This is a genomic window from Streptomyces sp. NPDC102274, assembly GCF_044766385.1.
GTDB lineage: Bacteria > Actinomycetota > Actinomycetes > Streptomycetales > Streptomycetaceae > Streptomyces.
Window position 1 is genome coordinate 341,780 of the sequence record NZ_JBIWLW010000002.1, and the last position, 16,112, is coordinate 357,891.

Genomic DNA, 16,112 nt, shown 5'->3' on the forward strand with positions numbered 1-16,112 from the left:
AGGGACGCGTACCTCGGCCGCAATACGGGGGACCCGGTCGCGTAACCGGGCCGGATGACGCTCGGTGCCATGACGACGACCGACACCCACTGCCCGTACTGCGCGTTGCAGTGCGGCATGCGGCTGCGCACGGCGCCTTCCGGAGCGACGGTGCCGGTGGAGGTCGTGGAGCGGCCGGATTTTCCGGTCAACCTCGGCGCGCTGTGCGGCAAGGGCCGTAGCGCCGCCGCGCTGCTCGACCGGGCCGCCCGGCTGACCGCACCGCTGGTGCGCGACCGGCGCGGCGGCGAGCTGCGCGAGGCGTCGTGGGACGAGGCGCTGGACCGGGTGGCCGCCGGCCTGTCGGGTGCCGCCGAGTGGTACGGCCGGGACGCGGTGGGGGTCTTCGGCGGGGGCGGGCTGACCAACGAGAAGGCGTACCTGCTGGGCAAGTTCGCCCGGGTGGCGCTGCGTACCGCGAACATCGACTACAACGGCCGCTTCTGCATGTCCTCGGCGGCTGCAGCGCACCGGCAGGCGTTCGGGATCGACCGCGGGCTGCCGTTCCCGATGGCGGACATCGCGCGCACCGGCTGCGTGATCCTGGTCGGCGCCAACCCCGCCGAGACCATGCCCCCGGCCGTGCGCTACTTCCGCGAGCTGCGCGAGAGCGGCGGGCGGCTGATCGTGGTGGACCCGCGCCGGACCAGGACCGCCGAGCTGGCCGACCTGCATCTCCAGCCGCTGCCCGGCACCGATCTGGCGCTCGCGCTCGGTCTGCTGCACCTGGTGGTCGCGGACAGAAGGCTCGACCAGGACTTCATCGAGGAGCGCACCACCGGCTTCGAGGCGGCCCGAGCCTGCGCGATGGCGCACTGGCCGGAACGGGTGGAGGGGCTGACCGGTGTGCCGGTGGCCCAACTGCGGGAGACCGCGGCCATGTTCGCGGACGCCGAGACCGGCATGGTGCTCACCGCCCGCGGCCCTGAGCAGCAGAGCAAGGGCACCGACACGGTCAGTGCCTGGATCAACCTGTGCCTGGCCACCGGCAAGGCCGGCCGCCGGTACTCCGGGTACGGCTGCCTGACCGGCCAGGGCAACGGGCAGGGCGGCCGGGAGCACGGGCAGAAGGCCGACCAGCTGCCCGGCTACCGCTCGATCGAGGACCCGGCGGCGCGGGCGCACGTCGCCGCGGTGTGGGGGGTGGACCCGAACCAGCTGCCGCGCTCGGGGCGCTCGGCCTACGAGCTGCTGGACTGCCTCGGGCAGGAGGGCGGCGTACGGGCGCTGCTGCTGATGGGGTCCAACCCGGTGGTTTCGGCGCCGCGGGCCGGGCACGTCGCCGAGCGGCTGCGGAGTCTCGACTTCCTCGCGGTGAGCGATCTGGTGCTGTCCGAGACGGCCGAGCTGGCCGATGTCGTGCTGCCGTCGGCGCAGTGGGCCGAGGAGACCGGAACCACCACCAACCTGGAGGGGCGGGTGATCCTGCGTCAGCAGGCGGTCTCCGCGCCACCGGGCGTGCGCAGCGACCTGGCCGTGTTGAGCGGACTCGCCCGGCGGCTGGGGGTGGAACAGGGCTTCTCCGAGGACCCGGAGCAGGTCTTCGAGGAGCTGCGGCGGGCCTCGGCGGGCGGCCAGGCGGACTACTCGGGCATCAGTTACGAGCGGATCCGCGCCGAGGACGGGGTGTTCTGGCCCTGCCCGGCCGACAACAGCAACGGCAACGGCACCAACAACGAGGGCAGCGGCAGCAGCGGCAACGGGAGCAACGGCAGCAGCGGCGACGGTAACGGCACACCGCACCCCGGCACGCCCCGGCTGTTCCTGGACCGCTTCGCCACACCGGACGGCCGGGCCCGGTTCGCCGCCGTCACGCACCGTCCGACGGCGGAGCAGCCGGATGCCGAATACCCCTTGTTCCTGACGACCGGCCGGGTGGTCTCCCAGTACCAGAGCGGCGCGCAGACCCGCCGCGTGCCCGAGCTCAACCGGGCCGCACCGGGACCGTTCGTGGAGCTGCACCCGCGGCTCGCGCACCGGCTCGGGGTGGCTGAGGGCGAGCTGCTCGCGGTGACCAGCCGGCGCGGGCGGGCGGTCGCCCCGGCCCGGGTGACCGAGAGCATCCGACCCGACACCGTGTTCATGCCCTTCCACTGGGGCGGCGCCGGGCGGGCCAACTCGCTGACCAATCCGGCCCTGGACCCGACCTCCCGGATGCCGGAGTTCAAGGTCTGCGCGGTGCGGGTCGAGCGGGCGGGGAGCACGGCGTGAACGCGCGCATCGCGGTGGTCGGCGCGGGCATGGCCGCCGCCCGGTTCGCCCAGCAGTACCAGGACCTCGGCGGAAAGGCCGAGGTGACGCTCTACGGCGTGGAGCCGCGCGCCCCCTACAACCGGGTGCTGCTCGCCGACGTACTCACCGGCCGCTACGACCCCGAGGCCATCGCCCTGCCGACCGGCGCCGCCCTGCTGCGGACCGGCGCCGAGGTCGTCGCACTGGACCTGGCCGCCCGCACGCTGCGACTTCCGGGCGGGGAGAGGGCCGGGTACGACGAACTGGTGCTGGCCACCGGCGCCAACCCCGTACTTCCCCCGATCCGCGGCCTGCGCGCCCCCGACGGCGACCTGCTCGCCGGGGTGCACGCACTGCGCACCCTCGCGGACTGCCGCGGCCTGGCCGAGGCCGCGGCCGGAGCCGCGCGCGCCGTGGTCATCGGCGGCGGAGTGCTCGGCGTCAGCGCCGCCCGCGCGCTGGCCGCGCGCGGGCTTCCGGTGGAGATCGTGCACCAGGGCCCGCACCTGATCGAGCGCCAACTCGACGCACAGGCGGGCGCGGCGATACGGAGCGTGCTGGCCGGACTGGGGGTCGAGGTCTACCCCCGCAACCGGGCTCGGGCGCTCCGCGGTGGCGATCGGGTCGACGGGGTGGAGTTGGCCAACGGCTACCTGCTGACCACCGATCTGGTGGTGCTGGCCTGCGGGGTGCGCCCGCGCACCGGGCTCGCCCACGCGGCCGGGCTGCTGGTGCGCACCGGCGTGGTGGTGGATGACCGGCTGGCCGCCTCCCACCCCGGCGTGTTCGCCATCGGCGACTGCACCGAACACCGCGGCACCGTGCACGGTCTGTCCGGCCCGGCCTGGCAGCAGGCCGACGTCCTGGCCGCGAGGCTGTCCGGGGCCGAGCCGGACAGGGAGTACACCGGCTCCCACCCGCTGACCCGGCTCTCGGCGGGGCCGCTGGAGTACGCCGCGTTCGGCGAGGTGGACGGCGAGACGCACCAGGCCGACCCCGGCCACCACGTGCTGCGGCTGGTCGACGCCACGCGCGGCTCCTACAAGAAGCTCGTGCTGCGCGGCGACCGGCTCGTCGGCGGCATCCTGCTGGGCGATCTGGCCACGGTCGGCGCCCTGACCCGGGCGTACGAGCGGGACGAGCCGCTGCCCGAGGACCCCCTGCACCTGATCACCACCCGAGGAGCCCGTTGATGACGCGCACGGACGGCAAGGACCACCCGGACCGTATCGGTGACACGCACAGCACGGACAGCACGGACAGCACGGACCGCGAACACCTGGTCCTGATCGGCCACGGCATGGTCGGCCAGCGCTTCCTGGAGGCGTTGTTCGAGCAGCCGGACGCCGGGGCAGGAGCCCCGGTCCGGCGGGTCACCGTGCTCGCCGAGGAACCCCGCCCCGCCTACGACCGCGTACGGCTGACCTCCTGGTTCTCCGGTACCTCGGCCGAGGAACTGTCGCTGTGCCCGCCCGGCTTCCTCGCCGAGCACGGCATCGACCTGCGGCTCGGCGACCCGGCCGTCGCGATCGACCGCGACGCACGGACCGTCACCACCGCGTCCGGGCACCAACTCCGCTACGACGCCCTGGTGCTGGCCACCGGCTCGTACCCGTTCGTCCCGCCGGTCCCCGGGCACGACGCCGAGGGCTGCCACGTCTACCGCACCATCGAGGACCTGGAGGCGATCCGGGCCGGCGCCGCCGGGGCCCGGGTCGGCGCGGTGGTCGGCGGCGGGCTGCTCGGGCTGGAGGCGGCCGGCGCGCTGCGGGCCATGGGGCTGGAGACGCATGTCGTGGAGTTCGCCCCGCGGCTGATGGCGATCCAGGTGGACGAGGGCGGGGGCGAGGCGCTGCGCCGCAAGATCGACGACCTGGGCGTGCTGGTGCACACCGGCGCCGGCACGCGGGCGGTCACCACGGACGAGGACGGCCGGGTACGCGGCATGGCCCTGTCCGACGGCACCGAACTCGCCGCCGACCTGGTGGTCTTCTCCGCCGGAGTGCGCCCGCGCGACCAGCTCGCCCGTGACTGCGGCCTGCCGGTCGGTGAGCGCGGCGGCATCGTCGTCGACGCGCGGTGCCGCACCGCCGATCCCGCGGTCTGGGCCATCGGCGAATGCGCGCTGGCCGCCGACGGCCGGGTCTACGGGCTGGTCGCCCCCGGCTACGCGATGGCCGGGGCCGCCGCCCGCGAACTCACCGGCGGCACCGGCTCCTTCACCGGAGCGGACACCTCCACCAAGCTCAAACTGCTCGGCGTGGACGTGGCCAGCTTCGGCGACGCGCACGGCACCACCGAGGGCGCACTGGAGGTGCTCTACGCCAACAGCCGCGCGGGCGTCTACAAGAAGCTCGTCATCGGCGCGGACGGCGCGCTGCTCGGCGGCGTCCTGGTCGGCGACACCGACTCCTACGCGCTGCTGCGCCCGCTGGCGTTGAGCGGCTCCCCGCTGCCCGCCCCGCCGGAGCAGCTGGTGCTGCCCGCCTCGATCGGCGCCGCCGCCGGCCCGATCGCGCTGCCGGACGAGGCGGTCGTCTGCTCCTGCCACCACGTCAGCAGGGGCGAGATCCGGGCCGCCGTGCGCGAGCGGGGCAGCACGAGCGTCCCCGAGGTCAAGAAGTGCACCAAGGCCGGTACCGGCTGCGGAAGTTGCGTCAAGCTGCTCGGCGGCATCGTGGCCGAGGAGCTGGCCGCGAGCGGGGTCGAGGTCGCCAAGGGCCTGTGCGAGCACTTCACGCAGACCCGCGCCGAGCTGTACGAGATCGTCCGGGTCAAGGGCATCGGCTCGTTCGCCCGGCTGCTCGACGAGCACGGCGGCAGGCTGGGCGGCGAGGGCTGCGACATCTGCAAGCCCGTGGTCGCCTCCATCCTGGCCAGCCTCGGCAACGGCCACATCCTGGACGGTGAGCAGGCCGCCCTGCAGGACACCAACGACCACTTCCTGGCCAACATCCAGCGCAACGGCTCCTACTCGGTGGTGCCGCGGGTCCCCGGTGGCGAGATCACCCCCGAGGGCCTGATCGTCATCGGCGAGATCGCCCGCGACTTCGGCCTCTACACGAAGATCACCGGCGGCCAGCGGATCGACCTCTTCGGCGCGACCGTGGATCAGCTCCCCCCGATCTGGCGCCGACTTGTCGACGCCGGTTTCGAGTCCGGACACGCCTACGGCAAGGCGCTGCGCACCGTGAAGTCCTGCGTCGGCGAGTCCTGGTGCCGCTACGGCGTGCAGGACTCGGTGGGCCTGGCCATCGAACTGGAGCTGCGCTACCGAGGGCTGCGCTCCCCGCACAAACTGAAGTCCGCGGTCTCCGGTTGTGCCCGGGAGTGCGCGGAGGCGCAGAGCAAGGACTTCGGGGTGATCGCGACCTCGGCGGGATGGAACCTCTATGTGGGCGGCAACGGGGGGATGACCCCACGTCACGCGGATCTGCTGGCGGCCGACCTGGACCGGGCGACGCTGATCCGCACCATCGACCGGTTCCTGATGTTCTACATCCGCACCGCGGACCGGCTGGAGCGGACGGCCTCCTGGCTGGAACGGCTGGAGGGCGGCATGGACCATCTGCGGGCCGTCGTCCTGGACGACTCTCTCGCCATCTGCGCCGACCTCGACGAACTGATGGCCCGCCACGTCGAGACCTACGAGGACGAATGGGCGGCCACCCTGGCCGATCCGGAGCGGCTGCGCCGCTTCGTCTCGTTCACCAACGCACCGGGCGTTCCCGACCCGACGATCCGCTTCGTCGCCGAGCGGGACCAGATCCGCCCGGGACCGGCCCCGACGCCGGCCCTGATCGCCGGTCCCGACCTGGAGGTACGCGGCCGATGAGCGGGACGACGAGTGTGGTGCGGGTGGAGATTCACGACGGCGCGGGGTGGGTTCCGGTGTGCGGGTACGCGGAGCTCACCCCGGGGCGCGGCGTCGCGCTGCTGGTGGGCGGCGCGCAGGTCGCGCTGTACCGCGACCGTACGGGGGAGGTGTACGCGGTCGACAACCGCGACCCGTTCAGCGGGGCGTATGTGCTGTCGCGGGGACTGCTGGGGAGCCGGGGGGCGGTCCCGGTGGTGCTCTCACCCATGTACAAGCAGGCCTTCGACCTGCGCACGGGCGAATGTCTGGACGAGGAGACGGCCCCGGACGGGTCGCCGGCGGTGCTGAGGGTGTGGCCCGCGAGAGTTCAGGCGTAGGCGAGCGGTCACCACGCGCGAATCCGAGGGGCGCGAGGGAGTGCGAGTGCCCATCCTCACGCCCCTCGCCACGCCCCGTGCGCAGGACGTTCCACCACCGAGCCACCACGTGCCGTCAGCCGAAATCTCGCCTTCCTACCTTGCTGCGTGGCGAAGCGCCAGACGCGTCAGCAGACTCCCTCTCCGCTCCGGCAGGTGCCCATGAGTACAACGGTCAGCAACTCCAAGAACACCGCGAACACCGAGAACACCGCGACCCCGGCAGTGGCCCGGGTCCGAACCATCGACGACTGGCGTCCGGAGGACGTCCGCTTCTGGGAGGAGGCCGGAGCGCGGATCGCTCGGCGGAACCTGGTGTTCTCGGTCATCTCCGAGCACATCGGCTTCTCCATATGGAGCCTCTGGTCCGTACTCGTCCTCTTCCTCGGGCCGGAGTACCACGTCGACCCCGCCGGCAAGTTCCTGCTCACCGCCCTGCCCACCGCGCTCGGTTCGGTGCTCCGGCTGCCCTACACCTTCGCCGTGGCGAAGTTCGGCGGACGCAACTGGACCGTCTTCAGCGCGCTGCTGCTCCTGGTCCCGACCATCCTTGCCGGGATCGTGCTCGAACCCGGCGTCTCCTACGGAACGCTCCTCGCCGTGGCCTGTGTCGCGGGGGTCGGCGGCGGCAACTTCGCGTCTTCGATGGCGAACATCAACGCGTTCTATCCGCAGCGGCTCAAGGGCTGGGCATTGGGCATCAACGCGGGCGGCGGCAATCTGGGCGTGCCCGTGGTCCAGTTGGCGGGCCTGCTGATCCTGGCGACCGCGGGGGCCGCGCAGCCGCGGTTGCTGCCGCTGGTGTACATCCCGCTGATCGTCCTCGCCGCCCTCTGCGCGGCCTGGAAGATGGACAATCTCACCGCGATGCGCAACGACAAGCGGGCCATGCGCGAGGTCTCCCGTGATCCGCACACGTGGGTGATGTCGCTGCTCTACATCGGCACGTTCGGTTCCTTCATCGGCTTCAGCTTCGCCTTCGGGCAGGTGCTGCAGGTGCAGTTCCAGGAGCAGTTCGACACCCCTGTGAAGGCCGCGTATCTCACCTTCCTCGGCCCCCTGCTCGGCTCGCTGATCCGGCCGGTCGGCGGGCTGCTCGCGGATCGCTTCGGCGGGGCGAAGGTGACGCTGTGGAACTTCGCGGCGATGGCCGCCGGTGCGGCCGTGGTGCTGGTCGCTTCGGTTCAGGACTCGCTGGGCCTGTTCGTCGCCGGTTTCGTGGCGCTGTTCGTCTTCAGCGGTGTCGGCAACGGCTCCACCTACAAGATGATCCCGGCGATCTTCCGCGCCAGGGCGCGTATCGCGGTGGCGTCCGGCGCGGACCCGGAGACGGCCGAGCGCGACTCCCGCAGGCGGGCGTCCGCGCTGATCGGCATCGCGGGCGCGGTGGGCGCGTTCGGCGGGGTGCTGGTGAACGTGGCGTTCCGGCAGTCGTTCCTGACCACGCAGAACGGGAACGCCGCGTACCTCTGCTTCCTGGTGGGGTACGGCCTGTGCCTGGTGCTGACCTGGGCCGTCTACCTCCGTACGTCCCCGGCACGGCTTTCCGACGTGTAGCGCGGGGCGGCCCCCGACCCCTTCGAGCGGATACAGGCGGCTGGACCGAACTCGGACGCCAACCGTGCGAGGGGGCCCTCGACCGTGGTGAGACACGGTCGGACAAGGTGGCTGCAAGGCCTCTGCAAGGAAAGCGTCGTGTGCCCCGGGCACCCCCTCTGTCGACTGCTGCACGCAGCCGACAAGCATGGGGGAGTGTTGTGTCTGTCAAAACCACGAAATCGGCGCTGATCGAACAAGGTCGGTGGCTGACCGTACAGGACTGCAAGCGGGTGCTGGTTGTCGCTCATACCGTGACATTCGCTCAGCGTCTGCGAGAGGCCTTCTGCCTGCTGGAGGCCGACTTCCGTATCCAGGTGGTGTTCACCGCCCCGCCGCACGCGTTCGGTGAGGGTGTCTCGCGGTATCTGGAGACTCTGGGCATCGCCACCGTGCCCTGGGAAGAGGCCCGACGGGCCGAGTTCGACCTGGCGCTGGCCGCCGGATCCCGGGGGGTGCACGAGCTGCGGGCTCCGGTCGTGCGCATCTCACACGGAGCCGGCCACATCAAACTGCTGACCGACACCACAACCCTGGAACCGGGGGAGAAGCGGTCGCCCGGGATGCTGAGCCGTCAGCATCTTCTGCACGAGGGACGGGTGGGTCCGGCAGCGATCGTCTACGCGCACGAGCGCGATCTGGAGGAACTGGCGCGATCCTGTCCCGAGGCGCTTCCGGTGGCCCACGTGGTGGGGGATCCCTGTGTCGATCGCATCAAGGCCGGCATGGCCCGGCGCGAGCGGTACCGCAGGGCGCTGGGGCTCGAAGCGGGGCAACGGCTCGTGATCGTCTCTTCGACGTGGGGACCCACCTCCACCTTCGGGCGGCTCGACGCCCTTCTGCCGCAGTTGCTGAGCCAGCTTCCCGGCCGCGACTACCGGGTGGCTCTGCTGCTCCATCCGAATGTCTTCGCCGGCCATGGGGGGTGGCAGGTGCGGAGCTGGCTGGCCGGCTGCCGCGGCCGGGGGATCGCGCTGGTGCCCCCGGAAGCGGACTGGCAGGGTCCGCTGATCGCCGCCGACTGGATAATCGGTGATCACGGATCGCTGACGGCGTACGGAACCCTCACGGATGCCACCATGCTGCTCACGCCCGGACCGAGGCGCGAGATCTCGGACTACTCGCCGGCGGCGCTCCTGGCCACCCTGGCGCCCGTGATCTCTCCCGCATATCCGCTGGACGAGCAGTTGCGCTACGCCGCGGAGCGGCATCGTCCGCGGCAGTACGAACAGGTGGCCTCCCTGCTGTCCTCGGCGCCGGGCCAGTTCCACCAGCGGATGCGGGCTGTCATCTACCGTCTGCTGAAGCTGGGCGAACCGGCCTGCGCGCCGCTCGTTCCCCCCTTGCCACTGCCACCGCCGCTGGAACAGTGGGAGGCCGTTGACCCGGGGGTGGCGCAGCGATGAGCCGGCCTGCCGACACGACAGGGACAGAGCAGCCCGCGCCGGACGGGAGGCCGGTACTGGTACCGGACGCCGCTTGGTGCGCGGTGCGGTTCGGTGCCCGGCGTCCGTCCGTCGACGCCGGTTCGGATGCTCACACCGGCCTGGTCACTGTCTCCGCCTCCGTCATCTGGAGAGCGGCGACCGGGCACGGTCTGGTCTCCGTCCGGCTCGACGCGGTGTCCGCGGCGGCGGGGAGCCGTCCGTACCTGTCGGGCGATCGTCCCTGCGACGTGCATCTATGGGTGGATCCGGACGCTCCGGGAGAAGCGGAGCAGGTGGAGTACGCCGATGTGCTCGTGCCCCGGACGCCGCTGCCACCGACGGCTGCCCGCCGTCGCGCGAACGAACTGATCGCGCGCTATCCGGGCTGCCTCGTCGCCGCCGTTCCCGACTCCGAGAACGGGTGCGTACTGGGAGCACGGTACGGCGGGGGGATCGTCATTCCGGCGTGGCCGGGAGCGGATGGGTCCCGGCGCCCGGCTCCGCCGTACGCCGTGGCCGCGGTGGCGCACGCCTGGCTGGTGGCCGGAGAGCCGTTGGAATCGCTCCGATCCGTCCGCCTTCGCGAGCAGGGCGGCCGTTTCTGAACCGACGACAGTAAGGGTGCGGAGCCGGCTGCGGCAGAGCTCACCATTGCCGCAGCCGGTCATCGAGGCGCTGCGCGTCGGCAGGGTTCAGCCGCCGGAAAAGGTCCTGGGCCGCCTCGTAGCAGCGGCGTGCCTCCTCCAGGTCGCCCCGCAGCTGGGCGGCCTGTCCGAGCCATTCCAGGGACCGTGCCTGCCAGTGCCCGGACCGGGCGTCGGGCCCCCGGAACATCTCCAGCGCCTCGCGCAGCCGCCGCGTGCCCGTTTCGTGGTCCCCGTCGCAGATCAGGACATGGCCGAGGAGGGCCAGGGCGCGGGCCGCTTCGTATCCTTCCCCCTGGGAGTCCAGCTCGGAAAAGGCCCGCGTCAGATGCCGGGCAGCCGTACGGTGATCGCCGGTCGCCAGGGCGGTTTCGCCGAGACGCCTTCTGGAGAGCGCGGCACCCCGCCGGTAGCCGATCGACTCGCGGAGGCGCAGGGCACGTTCGAAGTGCTCACGAGCCTCGTCGAAGCGCGAGGTGAGCAGTCTGATGTGCCCCAGTCCGTTCACGGCTTGCGCCTGTTGCCGGACGTCACCGTCGGATGTGGCGTGCTCCAGCGCCTGGACGTACCAGTCGGCGGCCTCCGTGTAACGACCGGCGTTGCGCAGACCGATCGCGCCTGAGGTCAGCATGCGGCCCTCGCCGGCCCTGGAGCCGCTCGCGCGCGCTGCCGAGAGGCCCGTGAGGTGCGCCTCGACCCACATCTCGGAGGGGCGCAACCGCAGGAAGAGCGGCCACATGGCGTCCACCAACTGCCAGCAGGAGCTGTGCCATCCCGCCCCGGCACAGTGCCGTACCGCACTCATGAGACCGTTGCGGTGTGTATCGAACCAGGCCAGCGCCTCGGCCGGGTCCGCGAGCGGAGTGGGCAGGACAGGCGAGGAGGGGCGTTCACGCGCCAGCGTGCGGTGGCTGGGGGTGAGGATTCCCTCCGCCGCCGTCGCGGTGGACAGACACCAGTCGACGAAACGACGGAGTACGCGTTCACGCTGGGAAGTGCTCTCCTCCGCGTCACCGCGGCGGCGGGCGTGCGGGCGTACGAGATCGTGGAAGCGGTAGATCCCCGGGCTTGTTTCCTCCAGGAGATTGGCTTCCAGCAGGGCGCCGACAGCTATGTCGACGGCGTCCGTCCCGGTCGTACAGGTGGTGCCGTCGGTCGCGGTCGCTCCGTCGCCACCGATCGCGGTGAGCATGAAGAGGTCGTAGCGATCCGTGGGCAGTAGCCCCATCCGGCGGTAGAGCGTCGCACTGTCGCGGGGCAGCAGACCGTACGACATGTCCAGCGCCGAGCGCATCACGGCTTCTCCATCGATACGCAGGGCGTCGAGCGACCCCTGATCCTGGGACAGGCTCTCGGCGAGGGCGGATACGGAACGGTGCGGGCGGAGAACGAGTTGGGCGGCGGCCAGGCAGACCGCGAGGGGCAGACAGGCGCACAAGGCGACCACCTCACGCGCGGCTGCCGGATCCTGTGCGACGCGCCCGCCGCCACCGCCGACGGCCAGGAGTTCGACGGCCGACTCCGGCGTGAGGGCGCCGAGCCGGTGTATGGCCGCACCCTCGGCAAGCAGCCCGGTGAGGTGGTTTCTGCTGGTCACGACGGTGAGTCCGGTGGGCGCACCGAGCAGTAACGGCCGCACCTGCGCCGCCGTGAACGCGTTGTCCAGGAGAACGGCCAGTCGCAGTCCCGAGGTCAACGAGCGCCACAGCGCTATCCGTTGCGCGGTGTCCGCCGGTACGGAGGGTGCTCCGAGCGCGTACAGGAAGCCTTCCAGGACGGTGCTGGCGGGGACCGGACCGCCGTCCTCCTCCGTGGCATGACCGCCCAGGTCGGCGTACAACTGGCCGTCGGGAAAGCTGTCCGCGTTCTCGTGCAGCCAGCGTGACGCGAGCGTCGTCTTGCCGATGCCGGGGAACCCGCTGACGACCAGTAGTCGGGGTGACTGAGCCGGACGCTCGGCGAGCAGGGCGTCAAGGGCTCGCACATCGTCCACCCGGTCCACCAACGTCCTTCTGATCGGCGGAAGTTGGCGGGGAACCGGAGGCCGGGGCCCGTCCTCTCGGGCCGCCTGGTGAAAGTGGATGCCGCCCTGGATGTCGCGGGCCTGCACAACCGGACCATGGAGAACGGCCGCTCCGGCGATCGTGTTCGTGTGCGTCCGGTGGCCCGCGGGCGGAGAGTGACGTCGTAACCAGTCATTCACGGAGGCGTCGGTGCCGGCGTCGTGAACGGCCAACGTGTCCAGTGCCAGGGCAAGTTGCCGCATCACAGAAGCGGTCCCGACACCTCCCGCCGCTTCCTCCGCCTCCGCGGGGACCTCGGAGGCGCCTGTTCCATGTGCGAGGCGGGGCCACAACCGGGCCACCGCGTGATCTGCCCGCGCCGCCGCTTGTACGACATCGGCCAATTCCCGCCAGGCGAGAGATTCCCGGTCGGTACCGCACGCGGCCATGGCCGACAACAGCGCTCCCGCTCGGTCGAATTCCGGAAATGGCACGTCTGTAGCCCCCCTTCGGCACGGTAAAGATCATGCCAGCAGCATATGCATCAGGAATGCCTCGTCCTCAGCACGCTAGAGAGTCCTTCCCCATCTCGCGCCGCGGATGAACAGATTCGTTCAGTCGTAAGTCAGTTTCGGACTTAAAAAATCCACATATAGCCAGGTGGGCGGCGCTCATGGCACTCTCGGATACCCGGCCTGCAGAGGGGCCGGACCGGCGGGAGGACGCTGGTGGAGTTCGAGATTCGACTTTCAGGATCGGTCGAAGTACGGGCCGCCGGCCGACGCAATGATCTCGGTTCCACCAAAACCCGTCTGGCGTTCGCCGCGCTGGCCTGGGACGCCAGTCGCACCGTGAGCGTGGACAGGCTGATTCACCGGATCTGGGACGACAATCCGCCGGTCAAGGCCAGGGAAGCGCTGCACACGCACGTATCGCGTATCCGTAAAGCGCTACAGATCGTCGGAAGCGACGCACCGGCTGTAGTCAGCCGCACGAACTCCTACGTGATGAACGTCGATCCGGACCGGGTGGACCTGCGCCGCTACACAAGCTGTGTCGACCAGGCCCGCTCCCTGAAGGACAGCGACGACGAGCGAGAGGCGATCCGCCTGCTCGACCACGCGGCGGGCCTCTGGCGCGGAGAACCGCTGGCCGGGATCACGGCCTACTGGGCCGGTCACCTGCGCGCCACCATCGGCGAGAGAAGTCTCACCGCCGCCATGGTGCGTGCTGAAATCCTCATGGCAGCAGGGAAGTTCGCCGACGCCGTACCCGTACTGCTGCCCCTCGTCGAGGAGCACCCCGTCGACGAAGCACTGGTCGAACAACTCGCTCTCGCCCTTTACGGCAGCAGTCGCGCCGCCGAAGCGACCAAGCTGTTGCAGAGGACGCGGCAGCGCGTTGTCCGTGACATCGGCCTCGACGCGGGCCGCCGGCTGCGCCGGGTCCATCAGGGGATCATCTCGGAGACACCAGCGGCGGCGTTGCTTGAGCAGGCGGGCATCGGCAGGCGCACCGTCCCGCGACCGACAGGGAGGATTCCGGACAACTTACCGCGAGATATCCCGTGGGTCGGTCGGCGCGACGAGCTGCGGCGGCTCACAGCGGCGCTCTCCGAGAGGAGCGGTCTGTCCGCGCCGGTTGTCACCATTGAGGCAATCGACGGCATGGGCGGCGTCGGCAAGACGTCGATGGCCGTGCACCTCGCGCATCAGCTGCGCGACCGGTTCCCCGCGGGCAGGCTCTATCTGCATCTTCACGGGCACGCCTCCGATCGGGCGCCGCTGAGCGCGGCCCACGCGCTCAGCGAACTGCTGCGCCTGCTCGGTACGCCCCCCGAGGAACTCCCGCAGAGCCTGGACGAGTTGGTCTCTCTCTGGCGCACCACCGTGAGGGATCGCCGCATGCTCGTGATCCTGGACGATGCCGCAGGCCCCGGACAGGTCCGTCCCTTGCTTCCCGGCGCGTCCCCGACGGCGGTCATCGTGACGAGCCGACAGCGGCTTCCCGGTCTGCCCGGCGTGCGCCCCGTCTCCCTCGATGTGCTGCCGCCCGAGGATGCCATCGCGCTCTTCCACCAGCGGCTCGGCGCGCGACGCGCCGTCCAGGAGGCGGACACCGCGGAAATCGTCCGCATCTGCGGATATCTACCACTGGCTGTTGATGTCGTGGCGAGCCGTCTGCTGGCCCGGCCTTCGTGGACCACGTCCGACCTGCTCAAGCAGCTGACCGGCGGTGGCGGAAATCTTTCCCAATTGCGCGACGGTGAGCGAAACATTTCACATGTCTTCGCATCTTCCTATCGATGGCTGACGCCCTTGCAGCGGCTTGTCTTCCGCCGTATCGGCCTCCATTTCGGATTGGAGTTCGGTCCGCACGCGGTCGCAGCACTGGCCGGACTGTCCTTCGAGGCGACCGAGAACGCATTGGAAGAGCTCCTGGCTCACCACCTCATTTTCGAGCCGTCACCGCACCGATTCACCATCCATGATCTTCTGCGTGTGTACGCCCGTACGTTGATCGATGACGGTTTTGATGCCGATTCCGCTCCGGGGGGTGAGAGTGGGGCAGAATCCGACCTGGACACTGAGGCCGCCTCCGATCAGGCACTTCGCCGCTTGGTGGATCATTACATGAGTGTCGCGGACCGGGCCGATCGGCTGGCTTACCCATTCCGTTCACGCATCCCCGTCGGAGATCCTCGTCTCACCGCATGGCCCGAGATCGCCGACGCGCGTGCGGCGGAGCAGTGGCTGATCGCCGAGGGCGCCAATCTGATGGCTGCGCTGGACTGGACCCGCCGTCATGGTTCCGAAGGTCAACTGGCCTTGTTTTCCCATGTGTTTGCGGGCTACTGGCATATGGAGGGGCATCTGGTCACGGCTGAACCGCTGTTGCGCCGTGCGGTCGCCCACTGGCATGCCGTCGGTGATGACGCGGCGCGGGGGCGAGCTCTGCTCGACCTGAGCGCGCTGTGTTCCAATAGCGGTCAGTACGAAGAGGGGCACTCGACGGCGCACGAAGCCCTGGGTATCGCACGGTCCCTGAAGGATTCCGAGCTGGAGAGCGAGTCCATTCACCAGCTGTCGATTCCGCTGTGGCACACCGGTCAATACGTGCTGGCCCAGACTCTTCAGGAACGATCTTTGGCTTTGCGGTTGCAATTCAATGATGGGCTTCAGATAGCTCGCGCCCACAATTTACTCGGAATCACCCATCTCCACCTGGGCCGGCATCAAGAGGCGATTGATTGTTTCCTGCTCGCCCTCTCGGGTTTCGCCGATGCCGGAGATGACCGGGGTAGATATCGCACGCTGAATAATATAGCGGAGCGTTACCAGGAAATTGGTGATCTGGAAGCCGCGGAGCGCGCTTATCGAGAGGCGATCGAGATCTCAAGGAATATGGGTGGAAGGGGCGATCAAGCCACCCTTCAGATGAATCTCGCGAGCGTGCTGACCGCACTCGGGAAAACGGACGAAGCTCTCGCTCTCTATGGGGGTGCCCTGGGGGCCCTGCGTGCCGTCGGAGACGCGAGAGGGGAAGGGATCGCCCTCAACGGGACCGGTAAGGCCTATCGGGCGGCCGGTCGCGGCGAGCAGGCCCTGGCGAAGCACATCGCCGCCCTCGCGGTCATGCGACGCATTCAAGCCGCAGGTGAGGAGGCCGGTGTGCTCTACGACTTGGCGCAGGCCGAGCAGGATACGGGGCGGCTGGACCAGGCCGCGGCGCACTTGGAGGAGAGCCTCTCCATCAGTCGCAGGCTCGGGGCCCGGAGCGATGAAGAGCGGGCATTGCGGGCGTTGGCCGGACTGCGGCGGCTGAGGGGTTACAGGAGTTAGTGGGTCGTCGCTTCCCGAACGTTGGCACATTGGGCGTATGCGTGCGACGGAAGGCTCCGGCGATCCCGCAGATCCGACGGGGTGTTCCGCGTGCGC

9 protein-coding genes are annotated in these 16,112 nt (G+C 70.3%); 8 read left to right on the top strand and 1 reads right to left on the bottom strand.

The features are described 5' to 3' along the window. Nucleotides 1–69: 69 nt before the first annotated feature. From ACIRQP_RS03975 to ACIRQP_RS04005, 7 genes are all read left to right on the top strand, one after another. Complete coding sequence (locus ACIRQP_RS03975; RefSeq protein WP_403882963.1) at nucleotides 70–2,250, top strand: molybdopterin oxidoreductase family protein; 2,181 nt, start codon at nucleotides 70–72, stop codon at nucleotides 2,248–2,250. Beyond that, complete coding sequence (locus ACIRQP_RS03980; protein WP_403882966.1) at nucleotides 2,247–3,464, top strand: NAD(P)/FAD-dependent oxidoreductase; 1,218 nt, start codon at nucleotides 2,247–2,249, stop codon at nucleotides 3,462–3,464. The genes ACIRQP_RS03975 and ACIRQP_RS03980 overlap by 4 nt, the downstream gene beginning before the upstream one ends. After that, nucleotides 3,464–6,106, top strand: coding sequence for a nitrite reductase large subunit NirB (gene nirB / locus ACIRQP_RS03985; protein ID WP_403882969.1), 2,643 nt, complete (start codon nucleotides 3,464–3,466; stop codon nucleotides 6,104–6,106). Before ACIRQP_RS03980 ends, nirB begins: the two co-directional genes overlap by 1 nt. After that, complete coding sequence (nirD, locus tag ACIRQP_RS03990; protein ID WP_403882972.1) at nucleotides 6,103–6,465, top strand: nitrite reductase small subunit NirD; 363 nt, start codon at nucleotides 6,103–6,105, stop codon at nucleotides 6,463–6,465. Before nirB ends, nirD begins: the two co-directional genes overlap by 4 nt. 201 nt (nucleotides 6,466–6,666) lie before the next feature. Beyond that, on the top strand, nucleotides 6,667–8,061 hold the full coding sequence (locus tag ACIRQP_RS03995) for a nitrate/nitrite transporter (RefSeq protein WP_403882975.1): 1,395 nt from the start codon (nucleotides 6,667–6,669) through the stop codon (nucleotides 8,059–8,061). Between the two features lie 200 nt (nucleotides 8,062–8,261). Next, entirely contained in the window at nucleotides 8,262–9,506 is a 1,245-nt protein-coding gene (locus tag ACIRQP_RS04000; protein WP_403882978.1) for a hypothetical protein, read from the top strand. After that, entirely contained in the window at nucleotides 9,503–10,132 is a 630-nt protein-coding gene (locus tag ACIRQP_RS04005; protein WP_403882982.1) for a hypothetical protein, read from the top strand. Before ACIRQP_RS04000 ends, ACIRQP_RS04005 begins: the two co-directional genes overlap by 4 nt. A gap of 40 nt (nucleotides 10,133–10,172) precedes the next feature. Here ACIRQP_RS04005 and ACIRQP_RS04010 read toward each other — a convergent pair whose 3' ends face one another. Then, nucleotides 10,173–12,164, bottom strand: a complete 1,992-nt coding sequence (locus ACIRQP_RS04010) for a tetratricopeptide repeat protein (protein WP_403882985.1) — start codon at nucleotides 12,162–12,164, stop codon at nucleotides 10,173–10,175. Nucleotides 12,165–12,902: 738 nt separating this feature from the next. Here ACIRQP_RS04010 and ACIRQP_RS04015 point away from each other — a divergent pair. Beyond that, nucleotides 12,903–16,016, top strand: a complete 3,114-nt coding sequence (locus ACIRQP_RS04015) for an AfsR/SARP family transcriptional regulator (RefSeq protein WP_403882988.1) — start codon at nucleotides 12,903–12,905, stop codon at nucleotides 16,014–16,016. Nucleotides 16,017–16,112: the final 96 nt, after the last annotated feature.